The sequence below is a fragment of the Streptomyces sp. NBC_00557 genome (genome assembly GCF_036345995.1).
In the GTDB taxonomy this organism is placed as follows: Bacteria; Actinomycetota; Actinomycetes; order Streptomycetales; family Streptomycetaceae; genus Streptomyces.
The window spans coordinates 2,453,696-2,480,444 of the sequence record NZ_CP107796.1; the positions used below are offsets into that span (position 1 = coordinate 2,453,696).

Here is a 26,749-nt window from a genome sequence, read left to right on the forward strand (position 1 = left end):
AAACACGAAACGGGCTTATCACCCTCGTGCCGCAGCGGACTCGGCGATCTCGGGCCGGTCAGCGGTCCTCGTCGGGGATCCGACCCTCGTCGAGGTCCGCGTTGAACCGCTCGAGCCGCCTTGCCGCCGCGGCGAGATCGTGCTTGGCCGCGGCCGTAATGACCAGCAGCTTCCGGGTCAGCGCCATCCGTACGCCCTCCGGGACTTGCAGTGCGCGCACCCTTGCGTGCGCTTCCTTGAGTTGGTTCGCGACCGCCGTATAGAGCTGGAGTTGGCCGTCGTGTCCCATGCACAGATTGTGCCATCTGGGGCGAGTTGTCGCCTGCGCAGGGGGCAACTCCCGCCTCGAATGGCCTTCCAGGCACTTGCGAAGGACGCGGTCCCAGCACTCACGTACCCAGTCAACGACCTTCGTAACGTGGCAAGTTGAGGGCGGGGTGAGAAGCTCAGGGGGCCGTTCGGGTGCAGACACGGCCGTACCCCCGATCGTGGCGACCGGGGGTACGGAAGGGATGTCGGAGTGGCCGAAACGCGACCCGTGGGCGGGGTGGATCAGACCTGGAGCGTCCTCGGCTTGAACGACGGCCGCTTGGCCTCGTAGGCGGCGATGTCGGGCTCGTTCCGGAGCGTGAGGGAGATGTCGTCCAGGCCGTTCAGCAGCCGCCAGCGGGAGTTCTCGTCCAGCTCGAAGGCGGCGGTGATGCCCTCGGCTCGCACCTCACGAGCCTCAAGGTCCACAGTGACCTCAGCAGTGGGGTCCTGTTCCGTGAGTTCCCACAGCGCGTCCACGATCTTCTGGTCCAGCACGACCGTGAGCAGGCCGTTCTTCAGCGAGTTGCCCCGGAAGATGTCGGCGAAGCGGGAGGAGATCACGGCCTTGAAGCCGTAGTTCTGCAGCGCCCAGACGGCGTGCTCGCGGGAGGAGCCGGTGCCGAAGTCGGGGCCGGCGACCAGGACGGTCGCACCCTGCCGCTCGGGGCGGTTGAGGACGAACTCGGGGTCCTTGCGCCAGGCCTCGAACAGCCCGTCCTCGAAACCGTCCCTGGTGACCTTCTTGAGCCAGTGAGCAGGGATGATCTGGTCGGTGTCGACGTTGGAGCGGCGCAGCGGGACGGCCCGGCCGGTGTGCGTGGTGAATGCTTCCATGACTGATCAGACTCCAGCGGGCACAGAGGTGTCGGACAGGTCGGCCGGGGAGGCCAGGTGGCCCAGGACGGCGGTGGCCGCCGCGACCTGCGGCGACACCAGGTGGGTACGGCCGCCCTTGCCCTGCCGGCCCTCGAAGTTGCGGTTGGAGGTGGACGCGGAGCGCTCACCCGGGGCCAGCTGGTCGGGGTTCATGCCCAGGCACATCGAGCAGCCCGCGTGCCGCCATTCGGCGCCGGCCTCCTTGAAGACCACGTCCAGGCCCTCGGAGACCGCCTGCAGACCCACCCGCGCGGAGCCCGGGACGACCAGCATCCGTACGCCGTCGGCGACTTTGCGGTCCTTCAGGATCGCGGCGGCGGCGCGCAGGTCCTCGATGCGGCCGTTGGTGCAGGAGCCTACGAAGACGGTGTCCACCTTGATGGAGCGCAGCGGCTGGCCGGCCTCCAACCCCATGTACTCCAGGGCCTTTTCGGCGGCGAGGCGCTCCGAAGCGTCTTCGTACGAAGCCGGGTCGGGGACGGACGCCGAAAGCGGCGCGCCCTGGCCCGGGTTGGTACCCCAGGTGACGAACGGCGACAGCTCGTCGGCGTTGATCACGACCTCGGCGTCGAACTCGGCGTCGTCGTCCGTCCTCAGCGTCTTCCAGTACGCGACGGCCGCGTCCCACTCGGCGCCCTCGGGGGCGTGCGGGCGGCCCTTGAGGTACGCGAAGGTGGTCTCGTCCGGGGCGATCATGCCCGCGCGGGCGCCGGCCTCGATCGACATGTTGCAGATGGTCATCCGGGCCTCCATCGAGAGCTTCTCGATGGCGGAGCCGCGGTACTCCAGGATGTAGCCCTGGCCGCCGCCGGTGCCGATCTTCGCGATGATGGCGAGGATCAGGTCCTTCGCGGTGACGCCCTCGGGCAGCTCGCCCTCGACCGTGATGGCCATGGTCTTGGGGCGGGCCATCGGGAGCGTCTGGGTGGCCAGCACGTGCTCGACCTGGGAGGTACCGATACCGAACGCCAGCGCGCCGAAGGCGCCGTGCGTGGAGGTGTGCGAGTCGCCGCAGACGACCGTCGTGCCGGGCTGGGTCAGGCCCAGCTGCGGGCCGACCACGTGCACGACGCCCTGCTCGACGTCGCCCAGCGGGTGCAGGCGCACGCCGAACTCGGCGCAGTTCTTGCGCAGCGTCTCCAGCTGGGCCCGGGAGACGGGGTCGGCGATGGGCTTGTCGATGTCGAGGGTCGGGGTGTTGTGGTCCTCGGTGGCGATGGTGAGGTCGAGGCGGCGGACCGTGCGGCCGTTCTTGCGCAGCCCGTCGAAGGCCTGCGGGCTGGTCACCTCGTGCAGCAGGTGCAGATCGATGTAGAGAAGGTCGGGCTCGCCCTCGGCGCGCCGGACGACATGGTCGTCCCAGACCTTCTCCGCGAGTGTCCTACCCATCGCTTTCCCTCCGGCCGGCATACGGCCACCGGCCCAACTAGAGATCCTGGGGAGGCGGCGACTGCCCTTGAGGGGCCCCTGAAAGTCGTGATTCCGGGCGTCCACCGCCGGGCCCGTTGGTCCGCGGGCCGCTGTGTGATTCAAGAGTGGCGCGTTCCACGGAAAATTGAACTTGCGTTTCACAGAGTGAGACGCGAGTATCGTTGCATGGACAACAGTAGCGGCGTCGGCGTTCTGGACAAGGCGGCCCTCGTCCTGAGCGCTCTGGAGTCCGGTCCGGCCACCCTCGCGGGCCTGGTCGGCGCCACCGGACTGGCACGACCCACGGCTCACCGCCTGGCCGTGGCCCTGGAACACCACCGCATGGTGGCACGCGACATGCAGGGCCGTTTCATCCTCGGCCCGCGCCTCGCGGAACTGGCGGCGGCGGCCGGCGAGGACCGCCTGCTCGCGACGGCGGGCCCCGTGCTCACCCACCTCCGCGATGTCACCGGCGAGAGCGCGCAGCTCTACCGTCGCCAGGGTGACATGCGGATCTGTGTGGCCGCGGCGGAACGCCTGTCCGGCCTTCGGGACACCGTCCCGGTCGGATCCACGCTCACGATGAAGGCCGGTTCCTCGGCGCAGATCCTGCTCGCCTGGGAGGAGCCCGAGCGCCTGCACCGCGGCCTGCAGGGCGCCCGCTTCACGGCGACGGCCCTGTCGGGCGTACGGCGGCGCGGCTGGGCCCAGTCCATCGGCGAGCGCGAGCCGGGCGTCGCGTCCGTCTCCGCGCCGGTGCGCGGCCCGTCCAACCGCGTGGTGGCCGCCGTGTCGGTCTCCGGCCCCATCGAGCGCCTGACCCGCCACCCCGGCCGTATGCACGCCCAGGCGGTCATCGACGCCGCGGCCCGCCTCTCGGAGGCCCTGCGCCGCTCGGGCTGACCCCGGCCCGCCGGAAACGCCGGGGAGGGCCTGCCTCAACGCCGCGGCAGGCCCTCCTCGCTCCCCCGATCCCCCCGGTCCTCCGGTTCAGCCGGTCTTCTCGGCCACCGGCGGCTGCTGGGACCGGTGGGCGAACCGGTCCTTCGCGTACCGCCCCCGCTTCTCCAACGGGATCTGCCCGTGCGCGGCCGCCAGCCCGAACGCCGGCATGTCCCCGTAGACCGCCTCGTACGAGCCCTCCGGCACGACGTACGCCTCGTGCCAGATCCCGACCTGCCCGCGCAGCTTTCCGGTCCGCTCCATGCGGTTGAGCCGGGCCCAGGCCGTGTGGTGGAAGGCGTCCGGCGCGGTCGCGTAGCCGTACAGCTTCTCCTTGGACTCCCAGTACTGCACGACGTAGTACGTGCGCGGCGACGCCGTCAGCATGACGCGGCCGCGCAGGCCCCGCGCGGGGTCCTTCTCCAGCTCCCGCAGCATCCGGAACATCGCGAGCATCACCGGCAGCCACAGATGTACGGCCCAGAAGCGGTTGATGCGCATGCCGATCAGCAGGACGACGACCTCGCCCTTCGCGTCGGCGGTCGTACGGGACACCATGACTGTTCCCCCTCGTTGGCGAGCGGCGCTATCCAAGTGCCAGTGCTTGGATAGTGCCGTTATCCAAGAAGGAGCGCAAGACATGCGGCTGGCCGAACTGAGCAGACGCAGCGGTGTGTCCACCGCGACGATCAAGTACTACCTGCGCGAGGGCCTGTTGCCGCCGGGCCGCCAGGTCAACCCCACGACGGCGGAGTACGACGACGGGCACCTGCGCCGGCTGCGGCTGGTACGCGCGATGATCCAGGTCGGCGGGCTTCCGGTGGCCACGGTCCGGGAGGTGCTGCGCCACGTCGACGACTACGCCCTGGGCCGCACGATCCGGCTGGGCGCGGCCCTGTGGGCGCTGCCGCAGGTGCCGGAGCCGGACGAGAACGACGTGTTCGTGCAGGCGGCGCACCGGGAGGTGGACGAGCTGCTGGACCAGCTGGGCTGGTCGAACGCGAAGCTGCTGACGACGATCTCCCCCTCGTACCGCTCCCTGGTGGTGGCGGTGGCCGCGTTCCGCCGGCTCGGCTACGAGTGGGGGCATGAACTGCTCCTGTCCTACGCCAAGTTGATGCACCAGGTGGCCAAACTCGATCTGGACTTCGTGGAGACGCACCCCTCGGAGGCGGAGAAGGCCGAGACGGCGGTGCTCGGCTCGGTGCTGACCGAGCCGATGCTGCAGGCCCTGCGCCGGCTGGCCCAGGAGGAGGAGTCGGGGCGCCGCTACGGCTTCGAGTGACCGGCGCCGGGCACGGCGAAGGCCCCCCACCGAGGTGGAGGGCCTTCCCTGTGCGTACCCCCGACCGGATTCGAACCGGCGCTACCGCCTTGAGAGGGCGGCGTGCTAGGCCGCTACACAACGGGGGCGTGGACGCTGCGTTTCCGCAGGTCCGAGCTGGTCTACCTGGACTCGAACCAAGACTAACTGAACCAGAATCAGTCGTGCTGCCAATTACACCATAGACCAATGATGGTTTAGACCAGTCAGTACCCCCGACCGGATTCGAACCGGCGCTACCGCCTTGAGAGGGCGGCGTGCTAGGCCGCTACACAACGGGGGCCCTAGCGATCCCGACAAGATCAGGATCAGTACCCCCGACCGGATTCGAACCGGCGCTACCGCCTTGAGAGGGCAGCGTGCTAGGCCGCTACACAACGGGGGCTTTGCAGATAAGCTCTGCGAGCTGGCCTACCTGGACTCGAACCAAGACTAACTGAACCAGAATCAGTCGTGCTGCCAATTACACCATAGGCCACTGGAACTCAAGCCCCTGCGGGGTCTCGTTCTAGCTTGCTCCTCGGGGCTCCGGCCTTCCGGCCCGCTCCCCTCGGCGCAGGAAGAACATTACCCGAAGGTGGACGGGGCTCCAAAACGGGTATCCGCGCGGACGAGCGCCGGGAGTTCGGCGAGGGACGAGATCCGGTGCGCCACGGCCTCTCCCGCGCCCCTGACGGAGACCGTTCCGCGATCGATCCACACGGACAGCAGCCCGGCCTCGGCGGCGCCCCGCCCGTCGATCTCCGGGTGGTCGCCGACGTACGCCACCTCGTGCGGAGGCAGCCGGAGGGCGTCGCAGACCGCCAGGAAGGCGCCGGCCTCGGGCTTGGAGACGCCCAGCTCGGCGGCGCACAGGACGGCCTCGAAGCGGTGGAGCAGGCCGAGGGTGCGCAGCTTGTGCTCCTGGACCGCGAGGCTGGAGTTGGACAGCACCGCGTGCCGGTGGCTGGCGGAGAGGGCCTCCAGGGCGGGCAGGACGTCCGGGAAGAGGCTCCAGGCGGCCTCGTAGTGCCCGAGGTAGCGCTGGAACCAGGCGTCGGCCTCCGCGTCGGTCAGCGCCGCCTCGCCGAGGAACACCCGCACCCGGTCGCGCCGCTGCCCCTCGAAGCTGACCTCCCCCGCCGAGAACCGGGCCCACTGGGCGTCGGTGGCCTCCCGCCACCGGGCGAGGGCCTGCTCCGCGGTCGCGTACCGGGCGAGCAGCCCTTCCGCGGCCAGGTGCGCCCGCATGCCCTCCCGGTCGGCGGTCGTGTAGTCGAACAGCGTGTCGTCCACGTCCCAGACCACGGCTCTGATGCTCACGGTCCGACCGTAACCCGCGGCCGCCGGGCGCGTCCGGGGAACCGGGCCGCCGGGCCGGTCGCAGCGCGTGATGGATGTCACACCCTACGTGTCCGCAGCGGGGACGGCGAAGGGCGGCACCCGGAACACACCGGATGCCGCCCCTGGCGTGTGCGCCGGCTAGGCGCTCAGCCTCGCGAGGGCCGCGTCGATCCTGGCCAGGGTCTTCTCCTTGCCCAGGACCTCCAGGGACTCGAAGAGGGGCAGGCCGACGGTACGGCCGGTGACGGCGACACGGACCGGGGCCTGGGCCTTGCCGAGCTTGAGGCCGTGGGCCTCGCCGGCGGCCAGGACGGCCTCCTTCAGGGACTCCGCGGAGGTCCAGTCGGCCGCCTCCAGCTTCTCCTTCGCCGTGCGGAGCAGGGCGTCGCTGCCCTCCTTCATCGCCTTCGTCCACGACGCCTCGTCGAAGACCGGCTCGGGCAGGAAGAGGAAGTCGACGTTGTCGGTGATCTCCGACAGCACCTTCAGCCGGGTCTGGGCGTGCGGCGCGATCGCCTGCCACTTCGCCTCGTCGAAGTCCTCCGGCGCCCAGGGCGCGAAGGGGGCCCTCAGCCAGGGGCGGCAGCGCTCGGTGAAGTCCTTCACATCCAGCATGCGGATGTGGTCGCCGTTGATCGCCTCGCACTTCTTGAGGTCGAAGCGGGCCGGGTTGGGGTTGACGTCGGAGATGTCGAAGGCGGCGACCATCTCGTCGATCGTGAAGATGTCCTGGTCCGCGGAGAGCGACCAGCCCAGCAGCGACAGGTAGTTGAGCAGGCCCTCGGGCAGGAAGCCCTGCTCGCGGTAGAGGTTCAGCGAGGACTGCGGGTCGCGCTTGGACAGCTTCTTGTTGCCCTCGCCCATGACGTAGGGCAGGTGGCCGAACTGCGGGACCTGCTTGGCGATGCCCAGCTCGATCAACGCCTTGTAGAGCGCGATCTGGCGCGGGGTGGAGGACAGCAGGTCCTCGCCGCGCAGCACGTGGGTGATCTCCATCAGCGCGTCGTCGACCGGGTTGACCAGCGTGTACAGCGGGGCGCCGTTGGCGCGCACGATGCCGTAGTCCGGCACGTTCTCCGGCGTGAAGGTCAGCTCGCCGCGCACCAGGTCGGTGAAGGTGATCGTCTCGTCGGGCATCCGGAACCGGACGATCGGGGTGCGGCCCTGGGCCTGGTACTCCTCGACCTGCTCGGCGCTCAGCTCGCGGCAGTGGCCGTCGTAGCCGGAGGGCCGGCCGGCGGCGCGGGCGGCCTCGCGGCGGGTGTCCAGCTCCTCCTGGGAGCAGTAGCAGTGGTAGGCGTAGCCGCCGTCCAGGAGCTTCCGGGCGACGTCGGCGTAGATGTCCATGCGCTGCGACTGCCGGTACGGCGCGTGCGGGCCGCCGACCTCGGGGCCCTCGTCCCAGTCGAAGCCGAGCCAGCGCATCGCGTCGAGCAGCTGCCGGTACGACTCCTCCGAGTCGCGGGCCGCGTCGGTGTCCTCGATGCGGAAGACCAGGGTGCCCTGGTGGTGCCGGGCGAACGCCCAGTTGAACAGGGCGGTGCGGACCAGGCCCACGTGCGGGTTACCGGTGGGCGAGGGGCAGAAACGGACGCGTACGGGTGAGCCGGGTGCGCTAGCCACGCTTGACAACCTTGTTGGTGAGAGTGCCGATGCCTTCGATGGTGACGGCGACCTCGTCGCCGACGTTCAGGGGGCCGACCCCCGCGGGGGTGCCGGTGAGGATGACGTCGCCGGGCAGCAGGGTCATGGCCTCGGAGATGTTGACGACCAGGTCCTCGATGGGGTGGATCATCTCGCTGGTGCGGCCGAGCTGGCGCTGCTGTCCGTTGACGGTCAGCTGGACGGTCAGGTCGTTGGCGCGCTCGAGGTCGAGGTCCGTCTCCACCCAGGGGCCGAGCGGGCAGGAGGTGTCGAAGCCCTTGGCCCGGGCCCACTGCTTCTCGCGCTTCTGCACGTCGCGGGCGGTGATGTCGTTGGCGCAGGTGTAGCCGAAGATCACGTCCTTGACGCGCTCGCGCGGCACCTCGCGGCACATGCGGCCGATCACGACGGCCAGCTCGGCCTCGTGGTGCAGCTCCTCGGAGAAGGGCGGGTACTGGATCTCGTCGCCGGTGCCGATCACCGAGGTGGAGGGCTTGAAGAAGGCGAAGGGGGCGTCCGGGACCTCGTTGCCCAGCTCGCGCGCGTGCTCGGAGTAGTTGCGGCCGAACGCGACGACCTTGTTGGGGAGCACCGGCGGAAGCAGCCTGACCTTGCTCAGCGGCACCTTCGTACCGGACAGCTCGAAGTCCGCGAACGGGATGCCCTTGATGATGTCGAGGACGAGTTCGTCCTGCTTGTCGCCCTCGACCGCGCCGAAGGCGACGTTCCCGTCGATGGAGAACCTGGCGATGCGCACGGGATGCTTGCGCCCCTTGACTAGAGAACCGGCGTGCTGTCGCCCCAGGTTAACCGGTCGGACCGCGCACTTCCGCCGAAAAGGAGCGGTCATACGGGTGGGCCGCCGGTGTGCACCGGCGGCCCGTACGTGGCGTGGACAAGTGGGCGCGGCGGCCCCCGCCGGGGGCCGGGGCGGCCCCTCGGCTACTCTGCCGGGGCCGACGCGCCGGCGGGGACGTCCACCAGCACCGTGCGCCGGGGGTTGGCCGTCTGGGTCGGGAGATCGACGGAGTGCTCCGGCAGGTCGGGGGTCTCGAGTTCGCCGGCGTCCTTCAGATGCGCCAGGGTCGTGCGACGCGGGTTGGCGATCTTGTGGAACATCATCGTCGTCTTCACGGTTGTACGAGTCCTAGTTCTGTGTCGGCGGGCTTACAGATGCGTCCCTCTTGTAAAGCGTCAGGCTAAACAGCGGATTCCCCGCCGAAGGCGCCAACTGTTCACCGTCTGCGTGTGAGTTTGCTCACGACCTCGCGGACAAACCGGTCAAACCCGACCGGCAATCCGGTCCAGTGAAACGGACATTGACCCCCTGAAGCCATCATTCCGCTCCTGATCATGGCGACTCAGACACTCGGGAGCCGCCGCCGACTCGCAGAGATATGTCCGTTACATCCGGGATAAGCCTCCACGGCAGGTGACACCGCACTCACAGCCCGTCACCTAGGTCACAGCTAGGGGCACGGCCCTTGTTGGAGATCCGGCACTGTGCTGGAATTCCACGGACCGCCGCGGGATCGAGCCGGCGCACAGGGGGCGCGAAGCCGCGCCGAGTGGCGGGCGAGACAGGGGGAACGCGCCGGTCACTCAAGACCATCGGGGGGCGTATTCAGGGCGCTCTCCACAACGCCGACACCGTGTCCCTCCGTTCACGCGGGGGGGTGCCTGGTCCAGAGGTTGCGACGCTAGTGCAGGGACGTTTCAAGAGGGATGGCAGCGCTTCGGCGGAGCCGGAGTCGCACGACGGAACTGGCCCCATGAAGGGCAGCTCCTCGCCCCAGCACGCCCAGAACCCGGGCCCGGCCCCTACGGCGGACGGAGGTGACCGCCCCGGACGCCCCGGCGTGTCGTCCTCGTCGACGGCCACGGCGGCCGGCGGCTCCGGTGCCGCCCCCACGCCGGCCATCAAGCCCGCCAAGGGCCCGAGCGGTCCCGGCTCGCGCCTGGCCCTGCGCAACTGGCGCATCTCCACGCGCCTGGTGTCGCTGCTCGCGCTGCCCGTGGTCGCGGCGACCTCGCTGGGCGCGCTGCGCATCGACCAGAACATCACCGACATCCAGCAGCTCGACAACATGAAGCTGCTGACGGACATGACCAAGCAGGCCACCGAACTCGCCGCCGCGCTCCAGGAGGAGCGCGACCAGTCGGCCGGCCCGCTGGCGCACGGCCTCAACGCGAGCGACTACACGGTCAAGGGCTACCGGGACAAGACCGACCGTGCTCTGGCGAACTTCGAGAACTCCACCCAGGAGATCGACGACGCCAGCAAGGACGGCCAGCTCCAGGGCGTCCGCGACAACCTCGTCGGCATCTTCAACCAGCTCGACCAGCTGGCCAAGATCCGCAAGGGCGCGTATCAGCAGCACGGCAACTCGACCCAGACGATCGAGGCCTACCACCGGCTGATCACCCAGCTGATCGACCTGTCCCAGGACATGGCCCAGGCGTCCAGCAACCCGGAGATGATCTCGCGCACCCGCGCCCTGGCGGCCTTCTCCACCGCCAAGGAGTACGCCTCCGTGCAGCGCGCCACGATCGCCGCCGCGCTGCCCGCGACCACGACCACCAAGGGCGACCTGTCGACGAACGACCGCCTCTACGGCCAGTCGGCGTACCAGAGCGAGAACTCCGAGATCGCGATCTTCCGGAAGATCTACGCGAACAACAACGCCGAGGAACTCCTCAAGCCGATCGACGAGGGCAACCCGACGATCGAGGCGGCGGACACCTACGCCAAGCGCGTCTTCGACTCCTCCGACGGCCTGCAGAGCCTGAACGCGCGCTCCTACCGCGACTGGGTGGACGACAGCTCGACCAAGATCGAGCAGATGAAGAAGATCGAGCACACGCTGCTCGAGGAGATGGAGCAGAAGGCCCGCGAGCTGAAGAGCGCCACCCAGCGTGACGCCATCATCTCCGGTGCGCTGATCCTCCTCGTGCTCGGCGTGTCGCTGGTCGGCGCCTTCGTCGTGGCCCGGTCGATGATCCGCTCGCTGCGCCGGCTGCAGGAGACCGCGACCAAGGTCGCCCAGGACCGGCTGCCCGAGCTGGTCAAGCAGCTGTCGGAGTCCGACCCGCAGGACGTCGACACCTCCGTGGAGTCGGTCGGTGTGCACTCCCGGGACGAGATCGGCCAGGTGGCCGCGGCCTTCGACGACGTGCACCGCGAGGCGGTCCGCCTCGCCGCCGAGCAGGCCCTGCTGCGGGGCAACGTCAACGCGATGTTCACCAACCTCTCGCGCCGTTCCCAGGGTCTGATCCAGCGCCAGCTGTCGCTGATCTCCGAACTGGAGTCCCGCGAGGCCGACCCGGACCAGCTGTCCTCGCTGTTCAAGCTCGACCACCTCGCCACCCGTATGCGCCGTAACGGCGAGAACCTCCTCGTCCTCGCCGGTGAGGAGCCCGGCCGCCGCTGGACCCGGCCGGTCCCGCTGGTCGACGTGCTCCGCGCCGCCGCGTCCGAGGTGGAGCAGTACGAGCGCATCGAGCTGGCCTCCGTCCCCACCACCGAGGTCGCGGGCCGCGTCGTCAACGACCTCGTGCACCTGCTCGCCGAGCTGCTGGAGAACGCGACCTCGTTCTCCTCGCCGCAGACCAAGGTCAAGGTCACCGGTCACGCGCTGCCCGACGGCCGCGTGCTGATCGAGATCCACGACACCGGCATCGGCCTGTCCCCCGAGGACCTCGCGGCGATCAACGAGCGGCTGGCCTCGCCGCCCACCGTGGACGTCTCCGTCTCCCGCCGCATGGGCCTCTTCGTGGTCGGCCGTCTGTCCCAGCGGCACGGCATCCGCATCCAGCTGCGCCCGTCCGACTCCGGCGGTACGACCGCGCTGGTCATGCTGCCCGTCGACGTGGCCCAGGGCGGCAGGAAGCCCGCTCCGGGCAAGCCGGGCGCGCCCGTCGGCACCGGTGGCCCGGCCGCCGCGCAGGCCGCCGCCGGCGCGGCCGCGGCCCGCCGTCAGGCGGCCGGCAACAACAGCGGCGCCCTCGGCGCCGGTTCCGGTCCGCGCGGCCAGGTGGGCGCCGGCCAGGGACCCCGGGCGGCGCTGCCCGGCACCGGCCAGGGCGGCCGTCCCGGCGCCCGCGGTCCTCAGGGCGGCCCCGGCGGTCCCGGCCTCGGTGGCCCGCAGGGCCGGCCGGTGCCCGCGGGTTCCGGTGCCGGCGGCTTCGGCGGCCAGGCGCCCGGCGCGCCGCAGAACCTCCAGACGGCGAACCCGGGCGGCCCGCAGCAGGACGCCTTCGGCGGCCGTGGCCCGCAGCGGCCCGGTGCCGGTTCCGACCAGGGCCGCCAGCCGCAGCTGCCGCCGCGTGGCGGCGCGCGGGGCGAACTGCCCGGCGGCGACCAGCGCACCCCGGACTGGGGCGACGCCCAGGCGCCGCTGTCGCGTGCCTCGCTGGACGCGCCGCGCGGCCACGACGAGCAGGACCCGGCGCACACCGCGCGCATGCCGCGCGTCGACGACCGGCAGGGTCCGGGCTCGACCGCGGAGATACCCCGGATCGACGCCCAGGGTCCGTCCGCCACCGGCGAGTTCCCGCGCCCGGACTTCAACAGCCCGCAGAACACCGGCCAGTACGCCCGCCCGGACAGCCCCCGGCAGACGGGTCAGTACGCCCTGCCGGAGGGCCCGCAGCAGACGGGCCAGTACGCCCGCCCGGACGGCCCCGGTCAGACCGGCCAGTTCCCGCGCCCCGGAAACCCGCAGCAGACCGGGCAGTTCGAGCGTCCCGAGGCCCCGCAGCTGCCCGGCGGGTTCGAGCGGCCCGGCAACCGGCAGGACTCCGGCTCGGGTCAGTTCGTCCGCCCCGACGTCTTCGGCACGCCGGCGCCCCGCCAGGACGACCCGGCGCGCGGCACCGGCCAGTTCCCGGCCGCGCAGGGCTTCGACGGCGGTTACGACGGCAGCTCCACCGGCCGGCACGCCCTGCCCGGACGCCAGGACCCGGCCCACACCGGCCAGTTCGAGCGTCCGCAGCCGGCCGGCCGGGACGGCTTCGGCGCCCCGCGCCCGCCCGCCCCGCAGCCGCAGCACCGTGAGCCGGAGGCGCTGCCGCCGGCCACCGGCCCGGGCGACGGCCGTACGCCGCTGTACGACACGCTGGAGACCAACTGGTTCCACGGCGGTTCGCAGGCGTCGTCCGCGCCGCAGCAGCAGGCGTCGGCCCCGCAGCGCGGCACGAACGGCAACGGCGGCGCCAACGGCACTGCCAACGGCTCCTCCACCACCGGCTCCTGGCGCACCTCGCCGAACGACGAACTCGTCCGCCAGGCCGAGCGCGTACGGCAGCCCGCGTCGGGCGGTGTCACCACCTCCGGCCTGCCGCGCCGGGTGCCCCGGGCGAACCTCGTCCCGGGCACGGCTCAGCAGCAACAGCACCAAAGCGGTCCGCAGGTCTCGCGTGCGCCTGACGACGTGCGCGGACGGCTGACCAACCTCCGTCGGGGCATCGCTCAGGGCCGTCAGGCCGGCAGCGGCCAGACCGGCAGCTTCCCGAGCCCCACTCACCAGCAGGAGCGTTAGTTGAGAGCGATGAGCCAGGCGGCACAGAACCTGAACTGGTTGATCACCAACTTCGTGGACAACACCCCCGGGGTGTCGCACACGGTGGTGGTCTCCGCCGACGGCCTTCTGCTGGCACTGTCCGAAGGCTTTCCGCGCGACCGCGCCGACCAGCTCGCGGCCGTCGCCTCCGGCCTGACCTCGCTGACCGCCGGGGCATCCCGGATCTTCGAGGGCGGCGACGTGGCGCAGACGGTCGTCGAGATGGAGCGCGGTTTCCTCTTCCTGATGTCCATCTCGGACGGGTCGTCCCTCGCGGTCCTGGCCCACCCCGAGTGCGACATCGGCCTTGTCGGCTACGAGATGGCACTGCTCGTCGACCGCGCAGGGGCGGTACTCACCCCGGACCTGCGCGCCGAACTGCAGGGCAGTTTGCTCCACTGAACGGCCCCGGCACCACCCACCTCACCAAAACACCGTCCGGCCGCCACAATCCCCCCACCGGCCCCGTCCGACGGCTTGACTGACCGACTTGCTGTCCCGCCCGGAGGATTCGATGACCCCGCCCACCGCCCATCATGATCCGTACGCGGAGCCGTACGGGGACGAGGGCGACCAGCCGCTGGTCCGTCCGTACGCGATGACCGGCGGCCGGACCCGGCCGCGCTATCAGCTCGCGATCGAGGCGCTGATCAGCACCACCGCGGACCCCGCAGCGCTCATGGGGCTGCTCCCGGAGCACCAGCGCATCTGCCACCTGTGCCGTGAGGTCAAGTCGGTCGCGGAGGTCTCCGCACTGCTGGCCATGCCGCTCGGGGTGGCCCGGATCCTGGTCGCCGACCTCGCCGAGGCCGGCCTGGTCGCCATCCACCAGCCGGGTGGCGACGAGAACAACGGCGGCGCACCGGACGTGACGCTGCTCGAAAGGGTGCTCAGTGGACTTCGCAAGCTCTGACGGGGGCCGGGCCACCACCTCCGCGAAGATCGTGGTGGCGGGCGGCTTCGGCGTGGGCAAGACCACGTTCGTCGGCGCCGTCTCGGAGATCAACCCGCTGCGCACAGAGGCCGTCATGACGTCCGCTTCGGCCGGCATCGACGACCTCACCCACACCGGGGACAAGACCACCACCACGGTGGCCATGGACTTCGGCCGTATCACCCTCGACCAGGACCTGATCCTCTACCTCTTCGGTACCCCCGGTCAGGACCGCTTCTGGTTCATGTGGGACGACCTGGTCCGCGGTGCGATCGGCGCGGTGGTGCTCGTGGACACCCGGCGCCTCGCCGACTGCTTCCCGGCCGTCGACTACTTCGAGAACAGCGGCCTGCCCTTCGTCGTCGCGCTCAACGGCTTCGACGGCCAGCAGCCGTACGCTCCGGAGGAGGTGCGGGAGGCGCTGCAGATCGGTCCGGACACGCCGATCATCACCACGGACGCCCGGCACCGGGCCGACGCCAAGAGCGCGCTGATCACGCTGGTCGAGCACGCGCTGATGGCGCGGCTCAAGTAAGCACCGGCGTCCGCACTCAAGTGCGACGTCACATACGGCAGTTGTCGTAAAGGAACCTCGGAGCCGACTGTGGCCTTTGACACGGTCGGCTCCGGTGTTCATAACAGTTCGGCAGAGGAATCCCCCGGCATCAGCACGCCGCGCGGTCGGGCCGTGTCGCTGCGCTCACAATCCCCCCGCATTTTGCTGGGGCTCGCTCTTTATGACCGTTTTATCTGGGCCTTACAAGAGCATCACGGCGGGGTTTCCACTGTTTGGAAGAGCGCTGGTCCGCGTGCTGGAATGCCTGAACTGCCCAATAGTCAAAGACGTACTCAACTGTCGACGACGAAACGGGCTCTGAGAGACTGCGGCACGACGTAGGTGCCGACCGCCGAGAGGTTGTTGGTCGAGTGAGGCGAAGCAAGAACGGTCCCGAGCCGTCGGCACGGGGCAACTTCACCCCGCCGCCGCGCGCTGCGGCTCCCAGCCCGGTAACCGGTGCGGAGCCGGCGGCCACTCCCGCGCCGAGCGGCGGCCGGTTCTCTCCGCGCAACTGGCGGGTGCCGACCAGGCTGAACGCCATTCTGCTGATACCCGTGGCGGTCGGCCTCGTCATGGGCGGATTCCAGGTGAAGACCTCGATCGACACCTGGCAGCAGGCACGCGACGCCGAGAACACCGCGCGTCTGGTACGCGCGTCGCTGTCGTACGCCGACGCCCTCTACAACGAGCGGGACGTCACCGCCGCCCCCCTGCTGAAGGGCACCGAGACCGCCACGGACAAGGCGATCGTCGCGCAGGCCCGCAACCAGACCGACAAGGCGGCCGACGCCTTCGACCAGGCCACGCAGAGCATGCCGCACAAGTCCGGCCTGGAGCGCCGGCTGAAGCTGTTCCGCCAGGCCGAGCCGTTTCTGCAGACACTGCGCGCCGGGGCGTACACCTCCAAGTCGTTCCCGGGCGTGCAGACCGAGGAGGGCTACGTCAGGGTCGCCCACCCGCTGATGGAGTTCGCCAACGAGCTGGGCCTGGGCACCGGCAACATCACCTCCTACGGCCGTACCGTCTACGCCATCTCGCTGACCAAGGCGGCGCTGTCGCTGGAGCGCTCCATCGGCATGCACATGCTGGTCAAGCCGGGCCCGGACGCCGGGAACCTGGCGAGCCAGCGCGTCGCCCTCTCCTCCTACGCCTACCTGGAGGGCATCGCCGTCGAGGAGTACCTCGGCGGCGGCACCCAGGCCGACGCGGACCGGCTGGACGCGGAGAAGGCGGACATCCAGGCCAAGGCCAAGGCGATGGTCCAGGAGGCCAAGGCCAAGAACCCGAACTACGTGGCGCCGCCCGACGCGAAGGACATGGTCGCGGCCCTCGCCACGCTGGACTCCACCAGCCCGGCCGCGCGTCAGCAGCTCGCCGCCAGGGGCATCACCCCCGAGAACTGGTGGGCGGCCAACACCCTCAAGTTCGACGCGTACCGCAAGATCGAGTCGGACATGGCCGACAAGGCGGTGAACGAGGCCTCCGGCATCGCCGACGACGCCAAGACCTCCGCCATCACCACCGGCGCCGTCGTCGTGGTCGCCCTGCTGCTCGCCTTCATCCTGGCCGGCGCCGTGGCCCGCCAGATGAGCCGCTCGATGCGCCAGCTGCGCAACGCCGCCTTCGGCATCGCCGAGCAGCGCCTGCCGATGCTGGTCGACCAGCTCTCCCGCACCGACCCCGGCCGGGTCGACACCCGGGTCGCCCCGATCCCGATCACCACCAAGGACGAGATCGGCGAGGTCGCCCGCGCCTTCGACCAGGTCCACCGCGAGGCGGTCCGGCTCGCCTCCGAGCAGGCCCTGCTGCGGGGCAACATCAACGCGATCTTCACCAACCTCTCGCGCCGCAACCAGTCGCTGATCGAGGGCCAGCTGACCCTGATCACCGAGCTGGAGAACAACGAGGCCGACCCGGACCAGCTGGAGAACCTCTTCAAGCTGGACCACCTGGCGACCCGTATGCGCCGCAACGGCGAGAACCTCCTGGTCCTCGCCGGCGAGGAGCCCGGCCGCCGCTGGGACCAGCCGGTCCCCCTCATCGACGTGCTGCGCGCCGCCTCCTCCGAGGTGGAGCAGTACGAGCGCATCGAGCTGTCCGGCGTCCCCGAGGCCGAGATCCACGGCCGCGCGGTCACCGACCTGGTGCACCTGCTGGCCGAGCTGCTGGAGAACGCCACCACGTTCTCCTCCCCGCAGACCAAGGTCCGCGTCACCGCGACCCGTCTCCCCGACGGCCGCATCATGATCGAGATCCACGACAAGGGCATCGGCCTGACGGCCGAGGACTTCGCGGACATCAACCACAAGCTGGCCAACCCGCCGACCGTGGACGCCGCGATCTCCCAGCGCATGGGCCTGTTCGTGGTCGGCCGGCTGTCCGACCGGCACGGCATCCGCGTCCAGCTGCGTCCCTCGGGCGAGCAGGCCGGCACCACCTCGCTGGTCATGCTGCCGGACGCGATCACGCACGGCGGTGGCGGCGAGACCCCGCTGGACCGCGAGGAGTTCACCGTCTCGCAGATCATCCCGGAGCAGCAGTTCCAGGGTGAGAACTTCAGCCAGCTGCAGCCGATGCGCACCGCCGCGGAACTCGGCTTCGACGACAGCCGGTACGCCGACGTCCCCGACGACATCCGTGAACTGGACCCCGTCGGCCGCTCCCTGATGCGCGAGGAGCGCCGGGCGGCCCTGGAGGCCCAGTCGCACGACCGGCAGCCCGGCGGGCCGCAGGAGGAGTCCGCCGAGACGCCCGCCTACGAGGACCCGCTGTTCGACGGGCAGAGCGCCTACCAGGAGCAGCAGCAGGCGTACGAGGAGCCCTCGTACCAGGAGCAGCAGGCCGCGTACCAGGAGCCGTACTCCGAGTCGTCCACGGGCGCCCACGCGGCGCCGCAGGCGACGTCGTACGACAAGCCCTACGAGGAGCAGTACTACGCCCCGGGCGGCGAGCTGCCGCAGACCGACGGCTACTCCTCGAACGACGGTTTCTCCTCGAACGACGGCTACTCCGCGAACGGCGGCTACCCGGAGCCGGCGTACGCCGAGCCGGCCGCGAGCCCGTCGTACCAGGACGACTGGCCGCAGCAGCCTCAGCAGGACGGCTACCAGAACGGCTATCCGTCCCAGTACGCTCCGGAAACGGAGTCCTCGCAGGCTGCTGACGCGAGTGAGCCGGACCGCGTAGGCTTCGACCGTCCGGGAACGGCATCTCCCGCCGCACACGAGCTGACCGACGCCGGGCTGCCCCGCCGCGGATCCGTCGCGAGCGGTTCCAACGGCTCGGGTACCGCGGCCGGCAGGGCGCGCGTGCAGCAGGAAACGCCGGCTCCCGCTCCGGAGGCAGGCGGCGACAGCGGCTGGCGCTCGCAGAACGACGAGCGGTGGCAGCAGGCGGCGCAGCTCCGGAAGCCCAAGGCAGGCGGGGTCACCGCCTCCGGACTGCCCAGGCGGGTGCCCAAGGCCAACCTGGTCTCGGGTTCCGCCGAATCCACCCCCCAGGGGGGCCCACAGGTCTCCCGTGCCCCGGAGGACGTCCGGGGCAGGCTGAGCAACCTGCGCAGGGGCGTCCAGCGCGGACGCAGCGCAGGCAGTGAAACGAACGGCCAGGGCTTCGGTCCTGACAGCACCTACAACCAGGAGCGTTAGTGTGAGCCCGATGAGCCAGGCGGCACAGAACCTGAACTGGTTGATCACCAACTTCGTGGACAACACCCCGGGGGTGTCCCACACGGTGGTGGTCTCCGCCGACGGACTCCTTCTGGCGATGTCCGAAGGCTTCCCCCGCGACCGCGCCGACCAGCTCGCGGCCGTCGCCTCCGGTCTGACCTCGCTGACCGCCGGTGCCTCGCGCATCTTCGAGGGCGGCAACGTGAACCAGACGGTTGTGGAGATGGAGCGGGGATTTCTCTTCATCATGTCCATCTCCGACGGGTCGTCCCTCGCTGTGCTGGCCCACCCGGAGGCGGACATCGGCCTCATCGGGTACGAGATGGCCCTTCTGGTGGACCGCGCGGGCACGGTTCTGACCCCGGATCTGCGCGCCGAGCTCCAGGGCAGCCTTCTCAACTAGGAATCGGACGGTGCGTATTCGCGTCCCGGGGCCGTAAGGTTTCGGGACGCGGTGCACAGCGATGGGCGCCAGGCACAGTCGGAGGAGGAGAAAGTGGCAACACCCCCAGGCGGTTCGCATCCGGGCAACTGGTCGTACGGCCCTGCCCAGGGCCAGGGCGACGGCTCGGCGAACCGGTACAACTTCCCCTCCGCTCCCAGCCACCGCCAGCCGTACGCCCCGCAGGGCCCCGGCCCTTCTCCGTACGACCAGCCGCCGGCCCCGCGCATCCAGCCGGTGCAGCCGCAGCGCCGCCCCGAGCCGGCGCCGGCCACGGCGGCCAACAACCCCTTGGTGCGTCCGTACGCCATGACCGGCGGCCGGACCCGCCCGCGCTACCAGCTCGCCATCGAGGCGCTGGTGCACACCACCGCCGCTCCGCACCAGATGCAGGGCCAGCTGCCCGAGCATCAGCGGATCTGCAACCTCTGCCGAGAGATCAAGTCGGTAGCGGAAATCTCCGCGCTCCTGACAATCCCCCTCGGCGTGGCCAGGATCCTCGTCGCCGACTTGGCGGAGGCGGGCCTGGTCGCCATCCATCAGCCCGGCGGCGACGAGAACGCCGGTGGCCAGCCAGACGTGACACTGCTCGAAAGGGTGCTCAGTGGACTTCGCAAGCTCTAGCGGCGGTCCTTCCCGCTCCACCACCTCCGCGAAGATCGTGGTGGCGGGCGGCTTCGGCGTGGGCAAGACCACGTTCGTCGGCGCCGTCTCGGAGATCAACCCGCTGCGCACAGAGGCCGTCATGACGTCCGCTTCGGCCGGCATCGACGACCTCACCCACACCGGAGACAAGACGACGACCACCGTCGCCATGGACTTCGGCCGCATCACCCTGGACCAGGACCTGATCCTCTACCTCTTCGGTACCCCCGGTCAGGACCGCTTCTGGTTCATGTGGGACGACCTGGTCCGCGGTGCGATCGGCGCGGTGGTGCTCGTGGACACCCGGCGCCTCGCCGACTGCTTCCCGGCCGTCGACTACTTCGAGAACAGCGGCCTGCCCTTCGTCATCGCGCTCAACGGCTTCGACGGCCAGCAGCCCTACAGCCCCGACGAGGTCCGCGAGGCCCTCCAGATCGGCCCCGACACCCCGATCATCACCACAGACGCCCGCCACCGCGCCGACGCCAAGTCGACGCTGATCACCCTGGTCGAGCACGCGCTGATGGCGCGGCTTCGGTAACCTACCGGTCATGTTGTGCATCTGAGGGGCGGCAACCTTGAGGTTGCCGCCCCTCAGTAGTTGAGGTGCCTGCACGAAAAGGGTTCTACGACGTTCACCATGCCCGCCTCGCCCGAGACTCTCGAGTTCCTGGACGGGATCGCGGATGAGATGGTCTCGGAGTTCGGGATCTCGCGCGCGGAGGCCGTGGCCCGGATCAATGCGCAGTGGCACGGGCAGGACCTGTCGGACGAGGACAGCCTCGTCCTGCACGAGGAAGAGCGCTACTGGGCCTTCATGATCCATTTCGGCGGGAACGTTCCGGACTGGAGGCCGGGGGCGGATCGCAGCAGCTGGGTCCCCAAGCCCCCGCCGGCAGAGGATTCGGGGTTCTGGACCGTGCCGGCCTAGTGCACGGCGAGAGCCGCCGGCTCCGGGGACCGGAGTCGGCGGCTCTCGTCAGTGCGGGGCCGGGGTTCAGCGCCAGCTGTGCGGGGCTCGGAAGCCGGGCTCGCGTTCGAGGCGGCGCCAGGCGGCCCTGGCGCGGGCTCGGTGGGGGTGGGCCGTGGGGGCGGGGCGGGCGGCCGCGCGGGCCAGGAGGACGGCCGTGATGGCGGCGACCTCCTCGGGCTCGGCGTGGCCCTTCTCGACGCGGATGTCGGGAGTGCTCATGGGTCTCAGTCTCCGTGAGAGAGGGGTCCGCGGGGTTGCCGCGGCGGGTCCGCTCGGTTACTGCGGGGGGTTGCCGTGCTTGCGGGAGGGCAGGTCGGCGTGCTTGGACTGCAGCATCGCCAGCGACTTGACCAGGACCTCACGGGTCTCGGCGGGGTCGATGACGTCGTCCACGAGGCCGCGCTCGGCCGCGTAGTACGGGTGCATCAGCTCGGCCTTGTACTCCTTGACCATCCGCGCCCGCATGGCCTCGGGGTCCGGCGCCTCGGCGATCTGGCGGCGGAAGATGACGTTCGCGGCGCCCTCGGCGCCCATGACGGCGATCTCGTTGGTGGGCCAGGCGTAGGTGAGGTCGGCGCCGATCGACTGGGAGTCCATGACGATGTAGGCACCTCCGTACGCCTTGCGCAGGATCAGCGAAATCCTCGGCACGGTCGCGTTGCAGTAGGCGTAGAGCAGCTTCGCGCCGTGGCGGATGATTCCGCCGTGCTCCTGGTCGACACCGGGAAGGAACCCCGGCACGTCCAGGAAGGTGACGATCGGGATATTGAAAGCGTCACACATCTGGACAAAGCGCGCAGCTTTTTCGCTCGCCTCGATGTCCAGGACGCCCGCCAGTACCTGCGGCTGGTTGGCGATGATGCCGACCACCTGGCCGTCGAGGCGGGCGAGGGCGCAGATGATGTTGCGGGCCCAGCGCTCGTGGACCTCGAGGTACTCGCCGTCGTCGACGATCTCCTCGATGACCTTGGCCATGTCGTACGGCCGGTTGCCGTCGGCCGGGACCAGGTCCAGCAGGACGTCGGAGCGGCGGTCGACCGGGTCGGAGGAGTCCACCCGGGGCGGGTTCTCGCGGTTGTTCTGCGGGAGCAGCGACAGGAGGTAGCGCACCTCGGCGATGCAGGTCTCCTCGTCGTCGTACGCGAAGTGGCACACGCCGGAGGTCTCCGCGTGCACGTCCGCGCCGCCGAGCCCGTTCTGCGTGATCTCCTCGCCGGTGACCGCCTTGACCACGTCCGGGCCGGTGATGAACATCTGCGAGGTCTCGCGGACCATGAAGACGAAGTCCGTCAGGGCGGGGCTGTAGGCCGCGCCGCCCGCGCACGGGCCCAGCATCACCGAGATCTGCGGGATGACGCCGGAGGCCTTGGTGTTGCGCTGGAAGATGCCGCCGTAGCCGGCGAGGGCCGAGACGCCCTCCTGGATGCGGGCGCCCGCGCCGTCGTTGAGCGACACCAGGGGCGCGCCGGCCGCGATGGCCATGTCCATGATCTTGTGGATCTTGGTGGCGTGGGCCTCGCCCAGCGCGCCGCCGAAGATCCGGAAGTCGTGCGCGTAGACGAAGACGGTACGGCCCTCGACCGTGCCCCAGCCGGTGATGACACCGTCGGTGTACGGCTTCTTCGCCTCCAGCCCGAACCCGGTCGCCCGGTGCCGGCGCAGTTGCTCGACCTCCTGGAAGGACCCCGGGTCCAGGAGCAGCTCGATCCGCTCCCGTGCCGTCAGCTTGCCCTTGGCGTGCTGCGCCTCGGTCGCCTTCTCGCTGGGGCCGGCCACGGCCCGCGCACGGATCTCGTGCAGCTCGGCGACCCGCCCGCGCGCGTCCGTCGGCTCGCCGGTCGGCTCACCCGTCGTCTCTTCCAAAACGGTCATGTAGCGACCTTACGAAGGACACCAAGGAAAGCGAGCCGTCGACTCCGTACAGTCTCCGGCCCGTTTTCCTGGTAGCAGTGAACAGAACCACGGCCGCATGCAGCCGTTCCGACTGCTCACAGGGCGTCGGTGTTGTAGAGGGGCCACAAAGACGTCACCGGAGAGCCACCTCACATTCGTGGCCCTGGCATGCCATCGCCGGGGTGACAGGGGACCCCGGACGGCGGTCCTCCGAACGGAGCACACCGGCCCGGCGCACCGACGATACCGGACAAAAGACCGGCGGCCGGCCACCGCAGGACGGGACCGGCCGCCATCTTCCTCGCTCCGCTCAGCAGCCGCCGCAGTTGTAGTACAGGGCGTCCCAGTGGGTGCCCTCGTCGGCGTAGACGTTGCCGGAGGCGGACTGCCACATCGGGTAGCCGTCGCCGCGCAGGCCGATGTAGCTGAAGTTGTTCTTGATGTACGACGTCACGCAGGTGTTCTTGCTGTAGTCCAGCTTGTAGCCGTTCCAGTGCGAGTAGGTGCCGGAGGCATGGCCGGTCTCGGTGCCGCCGGTGATGTTGAGGGCGCAGCCGCTGGCCCGCTTCAGGGTCTGGGCGCCCTGGGCGGTGGCGAGGTTGAGCTGCTCGAAGGACGTGCACGTGGAGTTGTAGCGGTCGGTGCAGTTGCCGGAGGACGACCAGGTGATGCCGACCTGCCGGAACATCGACTCGGCGGTGGCCTGGCTGATCTTGGTGACGGCGAAGGCGTCGGTGGCGGTGCCGACGACGGCGACACCGGGGGCGACGACCAGGGCGAGCGCGGTCAGGACGGAGCGGAGCCGCATGGGTCTGGCGAGTTTCATGGGGGACCTTTCCTGCGTCGGGCCGTGCTTCCAGTGGGGCGGCTGTGCAGGTGGTGCACGCAGATGGTGCCCGAGTTCTACGCGCGTCCGCCAGAGGGCGCACGAGATCACTCCGCGCGACGGCGAAATCACCCTGCGGATGATGTTGAAAACCGAACCGGATGGGTCTACCGTCGTACCTACCGACTTGGTTTAACGTTCAACTGATCTGGGAGTACGACATGGGCATCTTCAGCCGCAAGGACAGCACCGCCGCGGCCCCGGCCGCGCCGACCGCCACGAGCACCGACCTTTCCGCGCTGACCGGCGACTACACGATCGACCCGGCGCACACCACGATCGGCTTCACCGCCCGGCACGCCATGGTCACCAACGTCAAGGGCGCCTTCCACGACTTCACCGGAACGCTGCACCTGGACGGCGCGGACCCGAGCCGGTCCACCGCCACGATCGACGTCCAGATGGCGAGCATCGAGACGGGCAACGCCGACCGGGACGGCCACCTGAAGTCCGCCGACTTCTTCAAGATCGACGAGTTCCCGGTCATGACGTTCCGCTCCACGAAGGCGGAGGCCCTGGGCGGCGACGAGTACCGCATCACCGGCGACCTCTCCCTGCTCGGGGTGACCAAGCCGATCACCATCGACCTGGAGTTCAACGGCGCCGCGAAGGACCCGTTCGGCAACGAGCGTGTCGGCTTCGAGGGCAAGGCGGAGATCCTGCGCTCGGAGTGGGGCCTGACCTGGAACGCGGCCCTGGAGACCGGTGGTGTCCTGATCTCCGACAAGATCAAGCTGAACTTCGAGATCTCCGCCATCAAGCAGGCCTGAGCGCCGCCGGCCCGGATGCGGTCACCCCGCGAACTCGCACCACACGGACTTCCCGGGGTTCCGCTCCCCCACGCCCCACTTGTCGGCCAGCGCCGACACCAGCACCAGACCCCGGCCGCCCTCCGACTCCGGGTCCGGCTCCCTCGGGCGCACCGCGCCGGGCCCGCTGTCATGCACCTCCAGCCTCAGCACGCCGTCCAGGAGGCACAGCCGCACGGAGAAACCCCGGCCGGGCGGCACGCCGTACAGCAGGGCGTTGGTGGCCAACTCGCTGACGCACAACAGCACATCGTCCTCGCGCGCCCGCCTCCGCCAGTCCTTCATCACCGTCCGCGTGAACTCCCTTGCCGCACCTACCGACCTGCGGTCCCGCCGGAAGAACGCCACGCGCATCTCGCCCAGTTGAGTTTCCTCGTTCACGGGACGAGCGTCACCGTCCGTGACTAGATTGGACCACTGAGTGAGGTCGTAGAGCTTTTCTCTACGGCTCCACTACGAGGACTTCCGTACGGCACCGGGGAATGGCACACGCATGCCCAAGAAGGTCGGTACCTGGCAAGCGGTGGGCGCGCTGGTCGCCCACTACCGAAAGAACGCCCGCCTCTCACAGGAGGGTTTGGCCGAGCAGGTCAACCTCCACGTCGACACCGTGGCGTCCATCGAGCAGGGGCGGCTCGCGCTGCAGCCGCACCGCGCCGAGCAGTTCGACGAAGTGCTGGACACGGGCGGGGCGTTGGCGGTGCTGCTGGAGAAGCTGCCGGTTCGGGATCGGGTGGTTCAGTTCGCGCAGGGGCTGGTGGATCACGAGCAGGAGGCCGTGAACATCCTGGCCTACGAGACCCAGATGGTGCCTGGATTGCTTCAGACCAGGGAGTACTGCCTCGCCGCCTTCGACTCCCGCTACCCGGCGCTGGTGAGCGAGACGGCCGAGCAATGGGTGCAGGCCCGCATGGAACGGCAGTTGATCTGGCAGCGCGAGCGGCCACCTGTCGGTCACTTCATCATGGAGGAGAGCATCCTGCGTCGGCAGGTTGGCGGCCCGGACGTGATGCGGGCCCAGATCCGGCAGATCCTGGAGTACACCGAGCCCATCCACATGAGTGTGCAGATCATGCCCATGGACCGCATGCCCCACGCCGGACTGGCGGGGCCCATGACGCTGCTGGAGACACCCGAGCACGAACGCCTCGTCTACCTGGAGGTGCAGCGCGCGAGCTTCATGATCGACGATCCCGAGGAGGTCAGCGATTACCACCTCAAGTATGGAATGCTGCGGTCACAGGCACTCTCTACGGGCGAGAGTGAGCGCCTCCTGAAGGGACTGCTAGAAGAGCTATGAACACCGCAGCACTCGCTTGGTTCAAGTCCAGCTACAGCAGCAACGAGGGCGGCAACTGTGTCGAACTCGCCTTCGTGTGGCGCAAGTCCAGCTACAGCAGCAGTGAAGGCGGCAACTGCCTCGAAGTGGCCACCACCCCCACCACCATCCACATCCGTGACTCAAAGCGGCCGGCCGGCCCTGTCCTCACTCTCTCTCCCGCGACGTGGAGCGAGTTCCTGCGGGCGGCGGCGCTGGTCGGGAAGTAGCCACCACGCCGCTGCCACGGACAGGCCGGCGCCGAGCGCGATCGCGGCCAGCCGGGTCGGCAGCAGGCTCACCGCGTCCTGGCCGAAGTAGCCGAGGAGCAGGGACAGGGCGGTCGTCATTCCGGCTGCCCAGTAGCCGTAGTTGAGCGGGCGCAGCCACAGGGTGACGGCCAGGACCGCGAACATCACCGCCATCGCCGCGTGCCCGGTGACGTCGACGGCCGCCACGCCGGTGGCCAGCAGCGTGCCCACGGACGCACCGGCGAACCGCTCGATTCCCTTGCGCAGTACATCGGTTCGGCCCCGGTTGCCGCTCGCGGCGACGTAGGCCGTCAGCACCGCCCACGGCCAGTGGTCGTCGAAGAACAGCCGGCCGCAGCCGAACGCCGCCGCGGCACCCGCCGCCATCTGCAGCGCCATCCGTGTGCTGGGGCGAGGGTGCAGGCGCGACACCCGGCGAGGTGCGGCCCGCTCGGGCTCCGGGCTGCAGGGGCCGTAGCGGTCGCCGAGCCCCTGGACCAGCCAGACGCTGAGGCACGCCAGCACGCCGACCACGGCCGACCAGAACCAGCTCACCAGCCCGCTCTCGGTCCCGGGCGGCAGGGCAGGGCCGGGGACGACCAGCAGGGCCACGAACGGCAGGGTCAGCAGCGTGCCCGCCCTGGTGGCGGCGGGGCCGTAGCGGCGGATCCAGATGCACAGGGAGATGCCCGCCGTGTAGACGGCGGCGCCGAGGGCGTAGTGGTGCATGATCAGGCGGCCCAGCAACTGGGCGCCGGCGGCCGTGGCCGGCAGCAGCACGAGCGCCGCCAGCCTGCGGCGCGGGGACGCGGTGCGCTGGGTCGAGAACAGGGTCAGGGTCAGGGCGACCGCCAGGACGAGCACGTCGGTGTGCAGCCCGGCCGCGCCCTCCAGCCACAGGACGGTTCCCCAGCACAGCAGGACCGCCGTCATCGCCAGCAGAGATTCGTACGCATTGCGTATGAGTTTTTCGCGCACT

The 26,749-nt window shown here is 70.0% G+C and carries 27 protein-coding genes and 5 tRNA genes; 14 read left to right on the plus strand and 18 right to left on the minus strand.

Features of this window, described 5'->3' with window-relative positions; translation table 11 throughout:
- Window positions 1-58: 58 nt before the first annotated feature.
- From OG956_RS10040 to leuC, 3 genes are all read right to left on the minus strand, one after another.
- A complete protein-coding gene (locus OG956_RS10040; RefSeq protein WP_330337608.1) occupies window positions 59-289 on the minus strand; it encodes a hypothetical protein in 231 nt (76 codons plus the stop codon).
- A gap of 263 nt (window positions 290-552) precedes the next feature.
- Entirely contained in the window at window positions 553-1,146 is a 594-nt protein-coding gene (gene leuD, locus OG956_RS10045; RefSeq protein ID WP_330337609.1) for a 3-isopropylmalate dehydratase small subunit, read from the minus strand.
- Window positions 1,147-1,152: 6 nt separating this feature from the next.
- Entirely contained in the window at window positions 1,153-2,577 is a 1,425-nt protein-coding gene (gene leuC, locus OG956_RS10050) for a 3-isopropylmalate dehydratase large subunit (protein ID WP_330337610.1), read from the minus strand.
- 207 nt (window positions 2,578-2,784) lie between these two features.
- Between leuC and ndgR the strand changes: the two genes are divergently transcribed.
- Entirely contained in the window at window positions 2,785-3,501 is a 717-nt protein-coding gene (gene ndgR, locus OG956_RS10055) for an IclR family transcriptional regulator NdgR (protein ID WP_023546516.1), read from the plus strand.
- Window positions 3,502-3,588: 87 nt separating this feature from the next.
- Here ndgR and OG956_RS10060 read toward each other — a convergent pair whose 3' ends face one another.
- A complete protein-coding gene (locus tag OG956_RS10060) occupies window positions 3,589-4,098 on the minus strand; it encodes a DUF4188 domain-containing protein (RefSeq protein ID WP_330337611.1) in 510 nt (169 codons plus the stop codon).
- Between the two features lie 82 nt (window positions 4,099-4,180).
- Here OG956_RS10060 and OG956_RS10065 point away from each other — a divergent pair, with 82 nt between their 5' ends.
- Window positions 4,181-4,825 carry a MerR family transcriptional regulator gene (locus OG956_RS10065; protein ID WP_330337612.1) on the plus strand — a complete coding sequence of 215 codons (645 nt, stop codon included), beginning with the start codon at window positions 4,181-4,183 and terminating at the stop codon, window positions 4,823-4,825.
- A gap of 55 nt (window positions 4,826-4,880) precedes the next feature.
- Here the strand turns inward: OG956_RS10065 and OG956_RS10070 are convergent.
- From OG956_RS10070 to OG956_RS10110, 9 genes are all read right to left on the minus strand, one after another.
- Window positions 4,881-4,953: transfer RNA gene (locus tag OG956_RS10070), tRNA-Glu, on the minus strand.
- 28 nt (window positions 4,954-4,981) lie between these two features.
- Window positions 4,982-5,053, minus strand: a tRNA-Gln gene (locus tag OG956_RS10075).
- A 21-nt stretch (window positions 5,054-5,074) separates the two neighbouring features.
- A tRNA-Glu gene (locus tag OG956_RS10080) sits at window positions 5,075-5,147 on the minus strand.
- Between the two features lie 29 nt (window positions 5,148-5,176).
- Window positions 5,177-5,249 (minus strand) — tRNA-Glu (locus tag OG956_RS10085).
- A gap of 21 nt (window positions 5,250-5,270) precedes the next feature.
- Window positions 5,271-5,342: transfer RNA gene (locus tag OG956_RS10090), tRNA-Gln, on the minus strand.
- 89 nt (window positions 5,343-5,431) lie between these two features.
- Window positions 5,432-6,166, minus strand: coding sequence for an HAD family hydrolase (locus tag OG956_RS10095; RefSeq protein ID WP_330337613.1), 735 nt, complete (start codon window positions 6,164-6,166; stop codon window positions 5,432-5,434).
- A gap of 159 nt (window positions 6,167-6,325) precedes the next feature.
- Window positions 6,326-7,810, minus strand: coding sequence for a glutamate--tRNA ligase (gene gltX, locus OG956_RS10100; protein WP_330337614.1), 1,485 nt, complete (start codon window positions 7,808-7,810; stop codon window positions 6,326-6,328).
- Window positions 7,803-8,588, minus strand: coding sequence for a fumarylacetoacetate hydrolase family protein (locus OG956_RS10105; protein WP_330337615.1), 786 nt, complete (start codon window positions 8,586-8,588; stop codon window positions 7,803-7,805). Before OG956_RS10105 ends, gltX begins: the two co-directional genes overlap by 8 nt.
- Window positions 8,589-8,773: 185 nt before the next feature.
- On the minus strand, window positions 8,774-8,965 hold the full coding sequence (locus OG956_RS10110) for a hypothetical protein (protein WP_330337616.1): 192 nt from the start codon (window positions 8,963-8,965) through the stop codon (window positions 8,774-8,776).
- A 569-nt stretch (window positions 8,966-9,534) separates the two neighbouring features.
- On the opposite strand from OG956_RS10110, the gene OG956_RS10115 reads away from it, so the two are divergent.
- From OG956_RS10115 to OG956_RS10155, 9 genes are all read left to right on the plus strand, one after another.
- A complete protein-coding gene (locus OG956_RS10115; RefSeq protein ID WP_330337617.1) occupies window positions 9,535-13,371 on the plus strand; it encodes a sensor histidine kinase in 3,837 nt (1,278 codons plus the stop codon).
- Between the two features lie 9 nt (window positions 13,372-13,380).
- Window positions 13,381-13,794: a roadblock/LC7 domain-containing protein gene (locus OG956_RS10120; protein ID WP_261720658.1), complete on the plus strand. Its 414-nt coding sequence runs from the start codon at window positions 13,381-13,383 to the stop codon at window positions 13,792-13,794.
- A 112-nt stretch (window positions 13,795-13,906) separates the two neighbouring features.
- Window positions 13,907-14,305 carry a DUF742 domain-containing protein gene (locus OG956_RS10125; protein WP_009190816.1) on the plus strand — a complete coding sequence of 133 codons (399 nt, stop codon included), beginning with the start codon at window positions 13,907-13,909 and terminating at the stop codon, window positions 14,303-14,305.
- Complete coding sequence (locus OG956_RS10130) at window positions 14,286-14,861, plus strand: GTP-binding protein (RefSeq protein ID WP_069778535.1); 576 nt, start codon at window positions 14,286-14,288, stop codon at window positions 14,859-14,861. Before OG956_RS10125 ends, OG956_RS10130 begins: the two co-directional genes overlap by 20 nt.
- Before the next feature lie 392 nt (window positions 14,862-15,253).
- Window positions 15,254-18,532 carry a nitrate- and nitrite sensing domain-containing protein gene (locus OG956_RS10135; protein ID WP_330337618.1) on the plus strand — a complete coding sequence of 1,093 codons (3,279 nt, stop codon included), beginning with the start codon at window positions 15,254-15,256 and terminating at the stop codon, window positions 18,530-18,532.
- 10 nt (window positions 18,533-18,542) lie between these two features.
- Window positions 18,543-18,956 carry a roadblock/LC7 domain-containing protein gene (locus tag OG956_RS10140; RefSeq protein WP_029385896.1) on the plus strand — a complete coding sequence of 138 codons (414 nt, stop codon included), beginning with the start codon at window positions 18,543-18,545 and terminating at the stop codon, window positions 18,954-18,956.
- 93 nt (window positions 18,957-19,049) lie between these two features.
- Window positions 19,050-19,619, plus strand: coding sequence for a DUF742 domain-containing protein (locus tag OG956_RS10145; protein ID WP_330337619.1), 570 nt, complete (start codon window positions 19,050-19,052; stop codon window positions 19,617-19,619).
- Window positions 19,600-20,181, plus strand: a complete 582-nt coding sequence (locus OG956_RS10150; protein ID WP_044384251.1) for a GTP-binding protein — start codon at window positions 19,600-19,602, stop codon at window positions 20,179-20,181. Before OG956_RS10145 ends, OG956_RS10150 begins: the two co-directional genes overlap by 20 nt.
- 99 nt (window positions 20,182-20,280) lie before the next feature.
- Window positions 20,281-20,571 (plus strand): hypothetical protein, encoded by a 291-nt coding sequence (locus OG956_RS10155; RefSeq protein WP_330337620.1) that lies wholly within the window; start codon window positions 20,281-20,283, stop codon window positions 20,569-20,571.
- A gap of 66 nt (window positions 20,572-20,637) precedes the next feature.
- On the opposite strand, the gene OG956_RS10160 is transcribed toward OG956_RS10155, so the two are convergent.
- From OG956_RS10160 to OG956_RS10170, 3 genes are all read right to left on the minus strand, one after another.
- Window positions 20,638-20,832: an acyl-CoA carboxylase subunit epsilon gene (locus OG956_RS10160; protein WP_330337621.1), complete on the minus strand. Its 195-nt coding sequence runs from the start codon at window positions 20,830-20,832 to the stop codon at window positions 20,638-20,640.
- Window positions 20,833-20,889: 57 nt separating this feature from the next.
- Entirely contained in the window at window positions 20,890-22,485 is a 1,596-nt protein-coding gene (locus tag OG956_RS10165) for an acyl-CoA carboxylase subunit beta (RefSeq protein WP_330337622.1), read from the minus strand.
- A gap of 331 nt (window positions 22,486-22,816) precedes the next feature.
- A complete protein-coding gene (locus tag OG956_RS10170; protein WP_330342794.1) occupies window positions 22,817-23,314 on the minus strand; it encodes a hypothetical protein in 498 nt (165 codons plus the stop codon).
- A 239-nt stretch (window positions 23,315-23,553) separates the two neighbouring features.
- Between OG956_RS10170 and OG956_RS10175 the strand changes: the two genes are divergently transcribed.
- Entirely contained in the window at window positions 23,554-24,162 is a 609-nt protein-coding gene (locus tag OG956_RS10175; RefSeq protein WP_330337623.1) for a YceI family protein, read from the plus strand.
- Between the two features lie 21 nt (window positions 24,163-24,183).
- On the opposite strand, the gene OG956_RS10180 is transcribed toward OG956_RS10175, so the two are convergent.
- Window positions 24,184-24,582 (minus strand): ATP-binding protein, encoded by a 399-nt coding sequence (locus OG956_RS10180; RefSeq protein WP_330337624.1) that lies wholly within the window; start codon window positions 24,580-24,582, stop codon window positions 24,184-24,186.
- Between the two features lie 112 nt (window positions 24,583-24,694).
- Between OG956_RS10180 and OG956_RS10185 the strand changes: the two genes are divergently transcribed.
- Both OG956_RS10185 and OG956_RS10190 read left to right on the plus strand, forming a co-directional pair.
- Entirely contained in the window at window positions 24,695-25,501 is an 807-nt protein-coding gene (locus tag OG956_RS10185) for a helix-turn-helix domain-containing protein (protein ID WP_330337625.1), read from the plus strand.
- Entirely contained in the window at window positions 25,498-25,749 is a 252-nt protein-coding gene (locus OG956_RS10190; RefSeq protein ID WP_330337626.1) for a DUF397 domain-containing protein, read from the plus strand. The genes OG956_RS10185 and OG956_RS10190 overlap by 4 nt, the downstream gene beginning before the upstream one ends.
- Here the strand turns inward: OG956_RS10190 and OG956_RS10195 are convergent.
- Window positions 25,663-26,748, minus strand: a complete 1,086-nt coding sequence (locus tag OG956_RS10195; RefSeq protein WP_330337627.1) for an FUSC family protein — start codon at window positions 26,746-26,748, stop codon at window positions 25,663-25,665. The genes OG956_RS10190 and OG956_RS10195 overlap by 87 nt on opposite strands.
- Window position 26,749: the final 1 nt, after the last annotated feature.

Excerpts from the sequence above, each read along its gene's own strand:
- OG956_RS10140 (WP_029385896.1), top strand. The coding sequence starts at position 18,543 with ATGAGCCAGGCGGCACAGAACCTGAACTGGTTGATCACCAACTTCGTG.
- OG956_RS10175 (WP_330337623.1), top strand. The coding sequence starts at position 23,554 with ATGGGCATCTTCAGCCGCAAGGACAGCACCGCCGCGGCCCCGGCCGCG.
- leuC (WP_330337610.1), bottom strand. The coding sequence starts at position 2,577 with ATGGGTAGGACACTCGCGGAGAAGGTCTGGGACGACCATGTCGTCCGG.
- OG956_RS10060 (WP_330337611.1), bottom strand. The coding sequence starts at position 4,098 with ATGGTGTCCCGTACGACCGCCGACGCGAAGGGCGAGGTCGTCGTCCTG.
- OG956_RS10065 (WP_330337612.1), top strand. The coding sequence starts at position 4,181 with ATGCGGCTGGCCGAACTGAGCAGACGCAGCGGTGTGTCCACCGCGACG.
- OG956_RS10160 (WP_330337621.1), bottom strand. The coding sequence starts at position 20,832 with ATGAGCACTCCCGACATCCGCGTCGAGAAGGGCCACGCCGAGCCCGAG.
- leuD (WP_330337609.1), bottom strand. The coding sequence starts at position 1,146 with ATGGAAGCATTCACCACGCACACCGGCCGGGCCGTCCCGCTGCGCCGC.
- OG956_RS10120 (WP_261720658.1), top strand. The coding sequence starts at position 13,381 with ATGAGCCAGGCGGCACAGAACCTGAACTGGTTGATCACCAACTTCGTG.
- OG956_RS10190 (WP_330337626.1), top strand. The coding sequence starts at position 25,498 with ATGAACACCGCAGCACTCGCTTGGTTCAAGTCCAGCTACAGCAGCAAC.
- OG956_RS10125 (WP_009190816.1), top strand. The coding sequence starts at position 13,907 with ATGACCCCGCCCACCGCCCATCATGATCCGTACGCGGAGCCGTACGGG.
- OG956_RS10170 (WP_330342794.1), bottom strand. The coding sequence starts at position 23,314 with ATGCGGCTCCGCTCCGTCCTGACCGCGCTCGCCCTGGTCGTCGCCCCC.
- OG956_RS10155 (WP_330337620.1), top strand. The coding sequence starts at position 20,281 with ATGCCCGCCTCGCCCGAGACTCTCGAGTTCCTGGACGGGATCGCGGAT.
- OG956_RS10185 (WP_330337625.1), top strand. The coding sequence starts at position 24,695 with ATGCCCAAGAAGGTCGGTACCTGGCAAGCGGTGGGCGCGCTGGTCGCC.
- OG956_RS10165 (WP_330337622.1), bottom strand. The coding sequence starts at position 22,485 with ATGACCGTTTTGGAAGAGACGACGGGTGAGCCGACCGGCGAGCCGACG.
- ndgR (WP_023546516.1), top strand. The coding sequence starts at position 2,785 with ATGGACAACAGTAGCGGCGTCGGCGTTCTGGACAAGGCGGCCCTCGTC.
- OG956_RS10040 (WP_330337608.1), bottom strand. The coding sequence starts at position 289 with ATGGGACACGACGGCCAACTCCAGCTCTATACGGCGGTCGCGAACCAA.